Annotated in this window: 9 protein-coding genes; 4 read left to right on the top strand and 5 right to left on the bottom strand. The window is 70.8% G+C overall.

Translation table 11 applies throughout. The features are described 5' to 3' along the window. Window positions 1-15: 15 nt before the first annotated feature. Entirely contained in the window at window positions 16-588 is a 573-nt protein-coding gene (locus ACR3ZA_RS06895; RefSeq protein ID WP_473661259.1) for a DUF4916 domain-containing protein, read from the top strand. A 201-nt stretch (window positions 589-789) separates the two neighbouring features. Further along, on the top strand, window positions 790-9126 hold the full coding sequence (locus tag ACR3ZA_RS06890) for a DUF5979 domain-containing protein (protein ID WP_473661258.1): 8337 nt from the start codon (window positions 790-792) through the stop codon (window positions 9124-9126). 76 nt (window positions 9127-9202) lie between these two features. On the opposite strand, the gene ACR3ZA_RS06885 is transcribed toward ACR3ZA_RS06890, so the two are convergent. After that, the gene (locus ACR3ZA_RS06885; RefSeq protein WP_473661257.1) at window positions 9203-10723 is read right to left on the bottom strand and encodes a DEAD/DEAH box helicase; all 1521 of its coding nucleotides are present in this window, start codon (window positions 10721-10723) and stop codon (window positions 9203-9205) included. A gap of 197 nt (window positions 10724-10920) precedes the next feature. Next, window positions 10921-11385, bottom strand: coding sequence for a hypothetical protein (locus tag ACR3ZA_RS06880; RefSeq protein ID WP_473661256.1), 465 nt, complete (start codon window positions 11383-11385; stop codon window positions 10921-10923). 55 nt (window positions 11386-11440) lie between these two features. On the opposite strand from ACR3ZA_RS06880, the gene ACR3ZA_RS06875 reads away from it, so the two are divergent. Next, entirely contained in the window at window positions 11441-11947 is a 507-nt protein-coding gene (locus ACR3ZA_RS06875; RefSeq protein ID WP_473661255.1) for a 2-phosphosulfolactate phosphatase, read from the top strand. An 85-nt stretch (window positions 11948-12032) separates the two neighbouring features. Further along, the gene (locus ACR3ZA_RS06870; RefSeq protein ID WP_473661254.1) at window positions 12033-12338 is read left to right on the top strand and encodes a DUF427 domain-containing protein; all 306 of its coding nucleotides are present in this window, start codon (window positions 12033-12035) and stop codon (window positions 12336-12338) included. 12 nt (window positions 12339-12350) lie between these two features. On the opposite strand, the gene ACR3ZA_RS06865 is transcribed toward ACR3ZA_RS06870, so the two are convergent. The 3 genes from ACR3ZA_RS06865 to ACR3ZA_RS06855 are packed head-to-tail and all read right to left on the bottom strand — an operon-like array spanning window position 12351 to window position 14591. Then, window positions 12351-12938, bottom strand: a complete 588-nt coding sequence (locus tag ACR3ZA_RS06865; protein WP_473661253.1) for a CGNR zinc finger domain-containing protein — start codon at window positions 12936-12938, stop codon at window positions 12351-12353. A gap of 34 nt (window positions 12939-12972) precedes the next feature. Continuing rightward, complete coding sequence (locus ACR3ZA_RS06860; RefSeq protein WP_473661252.1) at window positions 12973-13428, bottom strand: SprT-like domain-containing protein; 456 nt, start codon at window positions 13426-13428, stop codon at window positions 12973-12975. A gap of 2 nt (window positions 13429-13430) precedes the next feature. Next, window positions 13431-14591 (bottom strand): PQQ-dependent sugar dehydrogenase, encoded by a 1161-nt coding sequence (locus ACR3ZA_RS06855; RefSeq protein WP_473661251.1) that lies wholly within the window; start codon window positions 14589-14591, stop codon window positions 13431-13433. Window positions 14592-14612 lie beyond the last annotated feature (21 nt).

The raw sequence follows: 14612 nt of genomic DNA, 5'->3' as shown, positions 1-14612 counted from the left end.
GGTAGACAATGGAGCATGGCCTCCGTTGGAACCCCGGACCCGACTCCCGACCGCGATCGCGACCCCGAGCCGAACTCGGCATGGCTGAGCGACCAGGAGCTGGCCGAGGTGCGCCGCCGCATGCCCCTGCTCTATGTGGAGGCCGTGCCGGTGCGACTGGACGGGATGGGCATCGTCAAGGAGGTCGGCATCCTGCTGCGCGCCAACCCGCATGGTGCGATCTCGCGCACCCTCGTCAGCGGCCGGGTCATGTACGGCGAGACTCTGCGCGACGCGCTCTTCCGCCATCTCGAGAAGGATCTCGGCCCGATGGCGTTCCCGCAGCTGCCCGTGAGCCCCGTCCCCTTCCACGTCGCGGAGTACTTCCCGATTCCCGGGCTCTCGGCGTATCTGGACGAGCGGCAGCATGCGGTCTCGCTCGCGTACGTGGTGCCGGTGACGGGCACCTGCGACCCGCGTCAGGATGCGCTGGAGCTCACCTGGATGACCCCCGCGGAGGCGTCGAGCGCCACCGTTCACGCCGAGATGGAGGGCGGTCGCGGCACCCTGCTGCGGGCAGCGCTGGCGTCGGTGGGCGTCCTCGGCTGAGCCTCGGTCGGACCATTCCGCGCGGGCACGACCGGTTCACCCCCAAACGGGTCTCCCCTGTCCTGGGACTGACAAGCAGTCCTGTCCGCTCGTTAGCGTCGAAGCGACGGTGATCCCGTCTCGGGCCGCTGACCTGCCGCCTGAGCACCGTGTCGCTTTGGGGGCCCCCACTTGTTCAGTCTGTCGCGCCGACGCAGTCGCGTGCTCTCGTCCACCCTGCTCACCGCGGCGCTCGCCGGCCTTCTCGGTTCTTTCGTCGTCGCCACGCCGGCGACCGCAGCCGAGTACCCGGCGGTGCTCGACATCACGAAGAGCGTCAGCCGCACCAGTGTCGAGCCGGGGCAGTCGTTCACGTACACGATCGCCGTGGACTGCTCGAGCGCGGTGTGTCTCGACGCCCAGGTCGTCGACGTGCTCCCGCCCGAGTTCGACGCGCTGACGCTCAACTCCTCGGTGATCGTGACGGGCGCCCCGTCGAGCTACGCCTGGTCGGGTGAGAACAACCGCACGCTCACCGTGGACTTCACGCGCACCGTCGACGGCGGGGTCGGTCTCGACTCCGGGGACGGACCCTCGATCCAGGTCACGCTCACCGTGCCGCTCGGGATCTCGCCCGACTGGGCCTACAACGGCGTTCCGGTCGAGAACTCGGCCGAGGCGACGGCCTCCAACGCGGAGCCGAAGTCCGATGCAGCGACCACGACGGTCGTCATTCCCTACGTCATCGACACCACGGCCAGCGCCACCTGGTCGCCGTCGAGCACGCGGTTCCGTGTCGGCGAGGCCTCCGAGCTGACGCTCACGACGCGCAACACCTCGAACGCGCTCGCCGAGAGCCTCACCCTGACCGCGCCGACCGATCCGACGCTCTCGAGCAGCTTCTTCGACGTCGTCGACCTCACCGGCTTCGGTGACGTCACCTTCCCGCAGGGCGCCGACCGAATCCAGGTGGATGCCTGGGTCGGCGGCGAATGGGTGCTCGGCGCACCCGCCGAGACGGCGGCACTGCCGACCGGTGTCACCGCGGGGGACGTGACGGGTCTGCGCTTCGTCTTCACCTCGTCGACCGGCACGACGCTGACCGCCGCCGGCACCGCCGGCTCCGTGGTCGTCCAGCTCGCCCAGCGCTCCGCCTTCCGGTCCTCGGGCAACTCGCTCGTCGTCGGCTCGACCGTCACCGCGCGCGTCACCGGCACGGTGTCGGTTCCCGGCCAGGGCACCGATTCGGCCACCACCAGCGCCAGCTACGCGATCGGACCGCTGACCTCGGTGGTGTCCGGCTCGACCGGCTTCGACACGGCTCGCATCCCGGCGGGAACAAGCACCACCGCGACGACGACCGGGCGCAACGACTCCAACGGCATCCTGCAGACCTTCACCGTGACGCAGCCGACGACAGGAATCCTCTCCGACGCCTCCGTCACGTTCGCCGGATTCCGCTCGCTCGGCTTCTCGTGGCCGACCGGCGCCACCGGTGCCACCGTGCGCTGGTTCGTCGACAGCGGCAGCGCACCGGCGGACGTCGAGCTCGAGTACGGCGACGCGCTTCCGGCGACCCCGACGCTCAGCGGCGCACAGAAGATCGTCGGCTTCGAGGTCGAGTTCGCGGGCGCCATCGAGAGCGGCGCGACCACGGCCATCCCGTTCCGCATCGACATCGCCGATGACGCGGTCGCGGCCGACCCCGGTGTGCGCAACATCGGCAACCAGGCCTGGATCGACGGCTACAACGACGCGGGAGCCGCGACGCGCGCCACGCCGAGCGCGACGCTGCAGGTGCTCTACCCGCAGATCAGCGTGGGGCTCGGCAAGGAGGTCGTGCCGAGCAAGGCGGTTCCCGCGGGCGGTCTGTCGACCGTGAAGCTGACCGCGGTCACGGTGAGCGACTCCGGGTACGTCTCGCCGAATGAGATCGTCATCACCGACGTCGACTCCGGGCTCGACGACAACTACTGGTCCGCGTTCGACCTGATCGCCATCGCGCCGACGCAGGTTCCGGCGGGGGCAGTTCTCACGATCGAGACGACGACGAACCGCTCCGACTGGACGACCTTCGCGACGGTGACCGCGTCGAGCGCGGCAATTCTGTACCGCGCCGAGGTCTCGGACCGCGATGTCGTCGGCATCCGGTTCACCTTCACGAGCTCGTCCGGGTTCTCGCAGGGCTCGACCATGCGGGCGAACCTCTCGTTCCAGGCTCGCGAGCTGCTTCGCGGCACGAGCACCCCGACGGCGGTCGGCGACGATGAGGTCGACTACGAGAACGTCGCCACCGTCGTCTCGACCGGTGACGTCGAGCTGCCGGAGGGTGGCACCGTGCAGGATTCCGCTGTCGCCAGCGATGTCGGGACGATCATGACGGTTCCGGCCGGCAGCGGCGGCCTCGAGCTCGACAAGACGTGGCAGAAGGTCTCGGGCTCGACCGATGTCTCCGCCCAGTCCCGCGAGAAGCGCACCGCGCGGCTCGAGTGGAAGAACCAGGTGCTCGGCTACGACACCGTGGTCGTCAGCGACCCGGCAGACCCCGGCGCTCCGGTGGCGGAGACGATCTTCCAGACCTTCAACCTCACGCAGATCAAGGCGATCAACTCGTCGAACGACCCTTACATGACGTACGACCAGGTGGAGAGCGTCGAAATCTTCGACGGCACCACATGGACGCAGGTCGGCGACTGCTCGCCGACCTCCCCCTGCGAAGGGTCGATGCCGGCGATCACGCTGACGACCGCGCAGCAGGAATCCACGGTCGGCGTGCGCATCACCTTCGGCGAGTACGCGGAGGGTCGCATGACCGACGCCGAGGCGCCGCCGGTCGGCTCCGGCGTCGCCGGGGGGCCGGAGGATCGCACGATCGACCTGGTGTTCGAGCTGCGCAACACGCTGCGGGACACGACCGGCGTCGACGAAGCCGATCAGTGGATCACCGAGGACACGGTGGTGGGCGGCGGCGAGCCGGGCGTGTTCACCAACACGGCCGCCATCGCCGCCAGCGGTGACGCCGGTGACTACACCGGCACGGACTCCGATTCGCTGGTCGCGCTCGACGGTGTTCCGAGTCTCGGATTTGCCAAGTCGGCGAGCGCGGGCGTCTCGACGCCGATCGCGATCCCGTTCCCCGGCGACGTCGCCGAGTCGGGCTACCCGACGAGCCGGTTCACCCTGGCGGCATCGAACACTGCGGCCTCCCACGCCTGGTACATCCGGGTCACCGATCAGCAGCCGTGCACCGTCTTGAGCGAGTGCGCGCACCTGTCGGACGAGACCGGATCCGGTGCGCTCGTCAACCCGTACGAGGGCTACAGCTACGACCCGGCGACGAACCCGTTCGAAAAGTTCACGATCACCAAGGTGAGCTACTCGAGCCTGAGCGGCACCGGCATCAGCGCGAGCGCCTCGACCGTGACGGTGCTGCGCGCCGACGGCACGACTCAGACCGTCGCGCTCAACTCGAGCCAGCTCTCGAACGCGAGCTTCCTCGCCGATGTCGTGGGGGTCAGCGCCCTGTTCGCGGGCACGTCGACGAGCGACGGCGGCACGATCACGCCGGGCGCGTCGGTCTCGCTCTACCTCGACACCAAGCTGCGCAAGTTCCTGCGCAGCGAGCCGACCACGCTGGTCGGCCCCGGCACCGTCACCAACTCGGCATTCGCGCAGCTCTGGGATGAGGTGCTCGTCGACGACCTCGCATTCGGTTCGTCCTCGGCCGTGCTCACGCTGCAGGACGCCGGCCTCGACGTCGCCGCGACGAAGACGATTCGCAACTCCGCGGGTGCGAACATCAGCTCCCTGCTCGAGAAGGATCGCGCCTCCGAGCTGATCATCCGACTGACGGCGAATCAGGGCACCGCGACCGCATCGCCGAGCGAGGTCGTCGTCGAGGACACCGACGCCGACTTCTGGGAGGACTTCGAGCTGCGCTCGTTCACCGGCGCGACCCTCCCGACCGGCGCCAACCGCGTGCGCGTCGACGTGCAGGTGAATGGCACGGACGAGTGGATTCAGGGGACCACGGTCGCCTCCAGCCCGAGCCTGCCGAGCGGGATCACCCTCTCTGAGGTGACCGGCATCCGCGTCACCTACACGAAGGCCGACGGCACGATCTTCTCGACGACGGCTCCCGCCGCCGCCTGGAGCACGACGATCAACTTCGTCGTGGCGCTGCGCGCGAGCGTGCCGAGCTCGGCGTTCCCGAGCACGATCTCCGACACCGCGGTGGCCACGGTGCGCCACCCGTCGCTGGCCTACGACACGGCATCCGCGACCGACACCCTGGCGCTGTCGACCGGCACGTTCGTCGTCGACATCTCGAAGACGCCGGCCGTGACGACCACTCCGGCGGGCGAGACGGTCGACTTCACCCTGGTGATGAAGAACACCGGCACCGGCTACCTCGATAACCCCGTCGTGGTCGACCAGCTCCCGATCGACGCCTCGCTGCGCACCGGCGGTCCGCTGGTCTTCGACCCGACGAGCGAGCTCACGTTCACGACCAGCACGGGCGGCATCCTGCCGACCTCGGGCGTCGAGATCGACTACGACGATGGCGCGCGCACCATCACGCTGAGCTGGCCGGACGGCTCCCGTCTCGCGCCCGATGAGGTCTACACGATCGTCATTCCGCTGCTGGTGGCCCCCGGCCTCGAGGCGTCGTATGTCGCCACCAACCGGATGGAGTTCTCCAGCGATCGCACGCTCAGCAACTGCACGAACACCTCGGGCAACGGCAAGCCGGTGGTCCGCTCCGGCGCGACCTGCCGCACCGAGCACAGCGTGAGCACCTTCTCGGCCTCCGCCATCACCTCCTTCAAGGGGGTCAAGGGTGACGTGAACGACGCGGGCGTGTCGACGAGCGGTGCGGAGAACGTCAAGGACTCCGCGACCGCGTGCGTCTCGGACTCGGAGGGCTTCTACCGCCAGCCGTGCGCCGCGAACACCGTGATCGGCGGCACCGACCTCTGGAAGCTGCAGTTCACGAACGGCGGCAACGTGCCGGCGAGCTCGGCGACCATCATCGACGTGCTTCCGAACGTCGGCGACGCGTACCTGCGATCCGGCGCCGCCCGTGAAACGGACTACCGTCCGGTGTTCGCCGGCTCGGTCCAGCTGGAGACGGACGATCTGTCCGAGGGAACGGTCATGACCTGGGAGGTCACCACGACCGCCAGCCCGTGCACCAACTTCGAGACGAACGCGCTGTGCACCACGGCGACCTGGGTCGACGGCGCGTCGTTCCCGAGTGCCGACTACGCGAGCGTCACCGCGCTGCGCATCCACTTCGACTTCAGCGGCATTGAGGGTGCCGACAACACCCTGCCGCCGGCCGCCTCCCTCAAGGTCACCTACGAGTCGGTCAACGTGCCGTCCACCAGCGACGACGACAACCGCGCGCCGGTCACCGTGCCGGTCGACCAGTCGCGCGCCTGGAACAGCTTCGGCGTGTTCGCCACGTTCCCCGGCTTCAGCGACCGTCGCGTCGAACCTGTGCGGGCGGGCGTGCAGCTCGCCACCGGTCCGCTCCAGATCACCAAGGTGATGGCGGGCGCCGCTGCGGCGTACGCGCCGAACGCGGTGACGGCCGTGCTCTCCTGTGAGGTGGAGGGGGCCGAGGTGATCCTCCCCAGCTCGAGCGAGGTGACGCTGTCGAAGGACAATGCGACGCCGTACGTGGCTCGCGTGGACGGGATCCCGGTCGGCACCGAGTGCGAGATCGTCGAGTCGGGCAGCGGGGCGAGCTCCGTGGCGTACAGCCCGGCCAACACCGACGGGGATGCGGCCGTGCTCACGGTCGCGACCGCGGCGTCCTCGATCGACGCGGTGCCGAGCGCGCACCGTGCCACGATCACGAACACCTACGACACGACGCAGCTGCGCATCACGAAGGACGTCACCACCACGAGCACCGTCGGCACGTTCGGGCCGTACGACTTCTCGCTCGAGTGCAGCGTCGACACGGGCGCCGAGACGCTGGACGTGCCGCTGGCCGACGGCGACTCGACCTTCACGCTGGCCGACGGCGACGACAAGCTCGTCACCGGTCTGCCGGTGACGGCCGAGTGCGAGCTGCGCGAGGTCGACTCCGACGGCGCCAACCGCATCCAGGTCACGGTCGACGACGGGGCGCCGGTGACGGTTGCCGAGAACGGCCCGGCCACGATCACCCTCGGCACGAACGCCGAGTACGCCGCTGTCGTCGAGAACCACTTCGCCGGCGGAGTCGTCTCGGTGCTCAAGTCGCTCTCGGGCGACGGCGCCGAGGCGTACGGCGACGGCCCGTTCACGGTCGAGGTGTCGTGCGTCTTCGACGGCCAGACGCTTCTGGAGACCGAGCTCGAGCTCGAGGCCGATGAGGCCGTCGCCCTCGACCCGATCTTCCCGCAGGGCACCGTCTGCACGGTCGTCGAGACCGACGCGGGCGGCGCCACGACCGCCGCGGAGGACACGGCGGTGACCGTTCCCGGCCCGACCGGTGAACAGGTCGTCGGCGCCATCACGGCGGGCCTCACCAACGACTTCGCGGTCGGCAGTCTCGACATCACCAAGGTGCGCGACGGCTCCGGCGCGACCGCCTACGGGGTCGGTCCGTTCACCGCCCAGGTCACGTGCACCTGGGAGAAGTCGGGGGAGACCCTCACGATTCCGCTGCCCGATGGCGGTGCGGTGACGCTCTCCAGCGACAACGGCTACGAGGCCGAGGTCACCGGGCTGATCGCGGGAGCCGACTGCTCCGTGACGGAGACGAGCACCGGCGGGGCGACCGAGTCGAGCATCGGCGAGCTTTCGCCCGCGATGATCCCGGCCGACGGCTCCAGCGCCGTCACCATCACCAACACCTTCGACACCGGCTCGCTCACGATCGACAAGGTGCGCACGGGCGACGGCGCCGAGCGCTTCGGCGACGGCCCCTTCGAGGTCTCGGTCGAGTGCCGCTACCTCGCGAACGGCGCCTGGCGCGACATCGACCTCGGCGGCGACGCGACGCAGGAGCTCAGCGCCGAGAACGATTACTCGGTGACGCTCACGGGTCTGCTGTTGGACGCCGAGTGCACCGTCGAGGAGACGGATGCGGGACTCGCCATCGAGAGCTCCCTCACCCCGGCCGACGGCACCGTCACGATCACCGACGCGCGGGCGCCGGCGAAGGTGACCGTGACGAACACGTTCCGCATCGGAACGCTCGACGTCGAGAAGGAGGCGAGCGAGGAGCTGATCCAGGGCGGTCAGGAGTTCGACTACACGATCGACGTGCGCAACGTCGGCGACGTGGACGCTGCCGACGTGACCGTGGTCGACGAGATCGACGCGCTGCTGAAGGTGCGGGAGATCGACGCACCCGGCTGGAGCGACTGCGCGGTGACCGGGGCTGACCGGGACGGCTTCGGCGGCACCCTCACCTGCGTCCTCGACACGGTGCTGGCGATCGGCGGCATCGCGCCGACGATCACGGTCGGCGTGAGCGTCGACCCGGAGATCCGCCAGGACACGCTCGCCAACGAGGCGGTCGTCACCTCGAGCACCCGGGTGGTCGACGGCGACGACGACACGGTCACGGTCGACGTGGCCTGGCTCGACGCCACCGCGACGCCGGAGTGCGTGAGTGACGCCCCGTGGCTGTACTACACGGTGGATGCCCACAACCTCGCGGTCGGCGGCCGCACCATGGTGGTCGACTGGCTCGATGCCGACGACAACGTCATCTCGACGGTGTCGATCGCGCTGACCGAGGACGGCGCGGTGAGCGGCCGCCTGCTGTGGCCGGGCGCGTCGATTGACGCGGACGAGCGCGGCACCGGCTGGCCGGGCTGGCGCGAGGCGCTTCCCGGCGAGACTCCCGACTGGGAGAACCTCGTGCTCGACGAGACGCTGCCCGAGTACGCGCTGCGCTCCGGCGCCCAGGTGCGCATCACGATCAACCCCGAGACGACGCTCGCGGTGGAGTATCCGCCGGCGACGCTCGCGTGTGCCGAGACGCCGACGGACCGCGCGTCCGACCTGTGGTTCACCAAGTCGACGGATGCGACCCGGGTCGACCGGGAGCAGACCTTCGACTACACGATGAGCATCGGCAACGAGGGGTTGGGTGCCGTCACCGACGTGCAGCTGGTCGATGACGTGCCCGACGTGCTCAAGATCGTGTCGGTGACGCCGCAGCGCACCGCCGACGGCCCGCAGTGGGTCGGGTGCGAGGTCACCGACCGGCTCTCGAACGGCTACGGCGGCACCGTGGTGTGCGACCTGGATCGCGCGCTGGGCTACCAGCAGCAGACGCCGGACGTGATCCTCACGGTGATGCTGAGCCCCACGGCGTCGCCGGGCACCGTCGTCAATGTGGCCCAGGTGACGGCGATCGAATCCTATGACGGACGGCTCCGCGAGCTCGAGACGTTCGCTCTCGACGATGACGCCTCGATCTGGTCGACCGGAACCCTCGCGCTCACGGGGAGCGAATCGCGCCAGGCCGTGCTGGTCGCGCTGCTGCTGATGGGGCTCGGCGTGCTGCTGTTCGCAGCGGCCGGAGCCCGTCGCCGCCGCGCCCATTAACCGGCTCTCCCGAGGCGGGAACGGGTCCCGCCTCGGGAGAGGCTGATGCTGAGGCTGCCGGAGCAGCGGGCCGGGTCTAGCCGATCGGGCGCGAGCTGCGACGGCCGCCGCGACGCGGGTTGCCGCCGCCGGTCGACGTGCCGTTCGAGTTCGTCGAGTAGACCGAGCGGGCCCCACCGCGGGTGCCCGCGGTGCCGCCGGTGCGGGCGGCGCCTCCGCGGCCCGAGCTCGCGGCGCCGGCCGCAGCTGCGGCCCCGCGGCCGGAGCCCTGCGAACGACGACCCTGGCCCGAGCCTCGGCTCGGCTGGCTCTGGCCCTCACGCGCGGCGCGCTTGCGCTGCGCGTTGGCGCCCTGCGAACGTCCGCCGCCGCGGGCGGGCTGCGCCGCGCGGGGAGCGGGGGTCACGTACGCGGCGACCTCGCCGACGAGCTCGCGCACGGGGGCGGAGTCGGCGGTCACACGCTGCGTCGCCGCCGAGATCTGCGCCTTGCGCATCAGCTGGGCGAGGTCCTTCTCCTGTGCGGGAAGCACGACGGTGACGACGTCACCCGACGAGCCGGCGCGCGCCGTGCGGCCGCTGCGGTGCAGGTAGGCCTTGTGCTCCATCGGCGGGTCGACGTGCACGACGAGCTCGACGTCGTCGACGTGCACGCCACGGGCGGCGACGTCGGTCGCGACGAGCACGCGAGCGCTGCCGTCGGCGAAGGCCGCCAGGTTGCGGTCGCGCGCGGGCTGGCTCAGGTTTCCGTGCAGGTCCACCGCGGGAATCCCCTCGGCGGTGAGCTGCAGGGCGAGCTTCTTCGCGTGGTGCTTGGTGCGCATGAAGAGGATCCGGCGACCGGTGCCGGAGGCGAGCGTCTTCACGAGCTGCTTCTTCGACTCGACATCGGCCGTAGCGAAGACGTGGTGCGTCATGTCGGCGACGGGGGAGTTGGCCTCGTCGACGGAGTGCATGACGGGCGAGCTCAGGAACTTCGCGACGAGCTTGTCCACGCCGTTGTCGAGCGTGGCGCTGAACAGCAGACGCTGGCCGTCGCTCGGGGTGGCGTTCAGGATGCGGGTCACGCCGGGCAGGAAGCCGAGGTCGGCCATGTGGTCGGCCTCATCGAGCACCGTGATCTCGATCGCGTCGAGCTTGGCGAAGCCCTGCTTCATGAGGTCTTCGAGGCGACCGGGGCAGGCCACGACGATGTCGACGCCCGAGTTGAGGGCCTGCACCTGGCGGTTCTGCGAGACGCCGCCGAAGATCGTGGTCGTCGTCAGGCCGTAGGCCTTCGCGAGCGGCTCGAGGGTGGCGTTGATCTGGGTGGCGAGCTCGCGGGTCGGGGCGAGCACGAGGCCGAGCGGACGACCGGGGCGCCGCGCGCCCCCGGCGAGGCGCGTGCCGAGGCGGGCGACCATCGGAATCGAGAAGGCCAGGGTCTTGCCCGAGCCGGTCTTCCCGCGGCCGAGCACGTCGCGTCCCGCGAGTGTGTCGGGCAGGGTGTCGACCTGGATGGGGAAGGCTTCGGTCTTGCCGGCCGCGGCGAGAGCCTCGACAAGCGGGTACGGCACGCCGAGCGTGCTGAAGTTGGTGGACACAGTGGTCCCTTTCATTGGCAGTGCCGGTCGAGTAGTCGCGCGTCAGCGCGGCGTATCGAGACCAGCGGAGGGCGAGCGTGACGGTGGTCACGTCGAATCGCCGTAAGAAGATGTCAGCCGGGCCTCGGTGAACCGAGCGGCGAGGGATGCGTTCTTCGACGCAAGAAGCGCGGGATCGCGCTGCAAGTGGTCTCAGGCTAGCAGACGGCGGTTCAGAGCCTCGCGAAGAGGCGTCGCAGCCGCGCGGCGCGCCACTGCCACATGATCCACATCGCGGCCCAGAGGAACGGGGTGGCGATGCCCGCGCTGATGTCGAGCCGGTCGCGGTAGAGCGTGCCGCCGCCGGGCAGGGCCGAGACGGCCATCCGGTGCCGCCAGCGCGAGATGACCGACAGCGGGCCGCTGAGCGGGCGCCCGGAGTCCTCGATGATCCGCACGCCGCCGCGCTCCGCGTACGAGATGACGATCTTCTGCTCCCCGACCGGAATGATCCCCATCAGGGTGCTCAGGGCGACGCGCGCCTCGCCTTCGGGCCACTGCTCGGGGAAGATCGCCGGCTCGACGGGCACCATCTCGATGATCGGCGCATAGATCTCGGCGAAGCTCGCCGGGGAGCGCAGGGCGTCCCACGCGGCGTCGGTGGGGCAGTCGACTTCGAGGCGGAGTTGGACGCGCATGGTTCCAGTCTCCGCCTTGCGGGCCCGGATCGCGAGGGCCGCTACTCTCACAGTCATGAACGCCCCGGTCTCCGATCCGTCCGCCCAGTCCGACTACCAGGTGCGCTTCGACTGGGGTCGCTCGGGCGCCGCGGCGATCGGGCGCGACGTCGAGGCGATCGTCTGGGTCGACGAGCTGGGTGCCGTTGCCGTCCCCGAGTTCGAGTCGGGACCCGCGGTCGCCCTCGCGACGCTGGCGTCGGCGGAATCGCTCGCCCGCTGGGCGCTCGCCCGACAGGAGTCGCTCGGCGGACGCTTCCGGATCGCGGTCGTGGCAGCCGGGGCCACGCGTCCCGACGGCGGCGAGCGGTTCGCGGTGGAGGACCTTCTCGCGGCGGGCGCCGTGATCGACGCGCTCGCCGAGGTCGGCATCGACCACAACTCGCCGGAGGCGGCCGCGGCCGCCTCCGCCTACACGGGCCTCCGCCGCGCGACGCGGCATCTGCTGAGCGCCTCGACAAGTGCGCGCGAGGGACAGTCCCCGTCGACGGTCGGGGCAGAGGTCGCTGTCGTCAGGGAATGATCCGCGAGGGTGTGCGGTTGGGGTCAAGACACCGCGACGGCCCTGTGTCGGAGCGCGGTGCGGACCACGAACCACGGGAGAACTCATGCCGAAGGCCGTACTCAACGGAACTGTCATTGCCGAAGCCGACGCGTCGGAGGTGCTGCACATCGAAGGCAACACGTACTTCCCGCCGTCGAGTGTGAAGAGCGAGCTCCTCGAGAAGAGCCCGACTCCCTACACCTGCGCGTGGAAGGGCGAGTGCCAGTACTTCTCCGTCAAGGACGGCGACCAGCTGCTGCAGGATCGCGCGTTCAGCTACCCGACGCCGCACGCGAGCGCGTTCGACCGCGTGGGCGCCGACTTCTCGAACTACGTGACGTTCTGGAAGGAAGTCCAGGTCATCGACTAGCCGCCGCGCGGGCTAGCGCGCCGCGCGCGCCCGCTCGCGGTGGGCGCGCACCTTGGCCCGGTTGCCGCAGCGCTGCATGGAGCACCAGCGGCGCGACTGCGTGCGCGACTCGTCGCGGAACAGCAGGTCGCAGTCCGCGGCGCCGCAGCGGCGAAGCGACGCCGGGTCGCCCTCGAGCATGGCGATCGCCTCGCGTGCGAGCGACGACAGCGCCTGGCTGACGCGGATGCGCGAGGCCCCCGCCTGCCGTCCTCCGCCGGCGAGGCGCGGGGGCAGGTCGGGCATCGCCGCGACGAGGTTGACGACGTCGATGTCGTCGGGGTCGACGGCCGCGCCGGCGCGCCGGGCCTCGGCGAGGCGCGCGAGCGCGCGCGCCAGGGTGCGGGCGTCGAGCAGGTCGCGGTCGGTCGCGTCCTCGGCGGCGAGCCGGGGCACGCGCTCGGCGAGCCACTCCCCGAGCCGGCGGGCGGAGTCCACCGGCTCCGTCGCACGGGCGCCCGGGATGCTGCCGAGGGCGTAGGCGAAGTCGAGTGATTCCGCGCCGGCCTCGAACCGCCAGGTGGCGCCGTCGGGGGTGGTCACGAGCTGGCCGGTTGACATGTAACCAGTATCGCCGGTTGCGAGACCGTGCCGACTACGTGGAGCGCTGCGTCCACGCGATGCGATGCCGGGTGTCGAATCGGCGCGAGCACTGCGCGCAGGAGGTGACGCGCTTCGGTCGCCGATAGCGGTAGTGCTGGTGCCCGGCAGGGCAGACGCCCACCCACGGGGCCAGCTCGGTGGCGACCGGCCCGTGGTGAACGCGTCCGCCGACGTAGCCGAGGTCGGCGGCGATCGCCTTCCACTCGGGGCCGTGGGCGGCGGCCGGGCCGGCGAGCGCGTGCGCGACCTCGTGCAGCAGTGTCTGGTGCACCTCGTCGTCGTCGGAGCGCTCCGCGATCAGTCGCGACACCGTGATGCGATGCCGGGTGTAGTCGCACGCCCCCGCCCGCGTTCGAGCGTGGTCGAACGCGAACGTCCACACCGTCGGGTCCAGGTGAAGGCGGATGAGGGCCTCGGCCCAGGTCCGCACCCGTTCGAGCTCTGCCACCGTCAGCCCTCCCCGAGCGGCCGCAGGGCCGCCTCCACGAGACGATCGTCGCCCGCGCGCGCGTCCCCGCGCCCGTCGGTGTTGTTCGTCAGAAACCACAGCGTCCCGTTCGGTCCCGCGGTGACGTCCCGAATCCGGCCGAACTCCCCAACGAAGTACGCCGCGGCCTCGACCGTCGTGCCGTCGGGGCCGGGCGTGATGCCCCAGACGCGCTCGCCGCGCAGTGCCGCCAGGAAGAGGGTGCCGTCGATGAACGCGAGACCGCTCGGGCTCGCCTCCGAGGTGGACCACTGCGCGACCGGATCCACGAACCCCTCGCGCCCCGCCGCGCCCTCGACGATCGGCCAGCCGTAGTTGGCGCCGGGCGTGATCAGGTTGAGTTCATCCCAGGTGTTCTGTCCGAACTCGGCCGCCCAGAGCCGCCCGCTCTCGTCCCAGGCGATGCCCTGCGGATTTCGGTGCCCGAGCGAGTAGACGACCGACCCCGGGAACGGATTGTCGCGGGGTGCCGCACCCTCGGCAGTCATCCGCAGGATCTTGCCGGCCAGGCTCGACGGATCCTGCGCGGCCTCGCGGTCGCTCGCATCGCCCGTCGTCGCGTACAGAAGCCCGTCCGGCCCGAACGCGAGGCGGCCGCCGTTGTGGTTGCCGGCTTTCGGGATTCCGGCGAGCACCAGCTCCGGCTCGCCGAGACGCAGCCCCGCGCCGGTGCCGGTGATCGCGAGGCGCACGATGCGGTTGTCGTTCGCCGCCGTCAGGTAGGCGTAGAGCCAGCGCTCGCCCGACTCCTCGCGCGGGGCCAGCCCCAGCAGGCCCCCTTCGCCCGCGGGTGCGGCGTCGTCGAGGGTGGTCACGGTCGTCGCGGCGCCGGAGTCGTCGAGTCGGACCACGCGTGCGGAGTCGCGTTCGCTCACCAGGACGGTGCCGTCCTCCAGTTGCGCGATCGACCACGGGGCGGCGAGGCCGGTCGCGACCTCGCGCACCTCCCCGGTCGGCTCGACGCCGGAGGTGGCCGCCGGGATCGGGTCGCTCGGGCGGCTCGGCGGCGCGGTCGGGGCGGAGGGCGCGCCGGCGACGCACCCGCTGAGCGCGAGCGCGAGCGCGGTCACAGCCGCAGCGGTGCCGCCCGCCGCGCGGGCCGCCGACGTCGAAGCTCGAGGCATGCTTTGAGGCTACGCCGGGGT

Source organism: Herbiconiux sp. J20-20, from assembly GCF_057365085.1.
The sequence above is the reverse complement of the archived record's forward strand: the minus strand, read 5'-3'. Positions and strand labels throughout refer to the sequence as shown.

Coding starts and splice junctions, on each gene's coding strand:
- ACR3ZA_RS06895 (WP_473661259.1), top strand. CDS start 16: ATGGCCTCCGTTGGAACCCCGGACCCGACTCCCGACCGCGATCGCGAC.
- ACR3ZA_RS06885 (WP_473661257.1), bottom strand. CDS start 10,723: ATGAAAGGGACCACTGTGTCCACCAACTTCAGCACGCTCGGCGTGCCG.
- ACR3ZA_RS06880 (WP_473661256.1), bottom strand. CDS start 11,385: ATGCGCGTCCAACTCCGCCTCGAAGTCGACTGCCCCACCGACGCCGCG.
- ACR3ZA_RS06875 (WP_473661255.1), top strand. CDS start 11,441: ATGAACGCCCCGGTCTCCGATCCGTCCGCCCAGTCCGACTACCAGGTG.
- ACR3ZA_RS06870 (WP_473661254.1), top strand. CDS start 12,033: ATGCCGAAGGCCGTACTCAACGGAACTGTCATTGCCGAAGCCGACGCG.
- ACR3ZA_RS06865 (WP_473661253.1), bottom strand. CDS start 12,938: ATGTCAACCGGCCAGCTCGTGACCACCCCCGACGGCGCCACCTGGCGG.
- ACR3ZA_RS06855 (WP_473661251.1), bottom strand. CDS start 14,591: ATGCCTCGAGCTTCGACGTCGGCGGCCCGCGCGGCGGGCGGCACCGCT.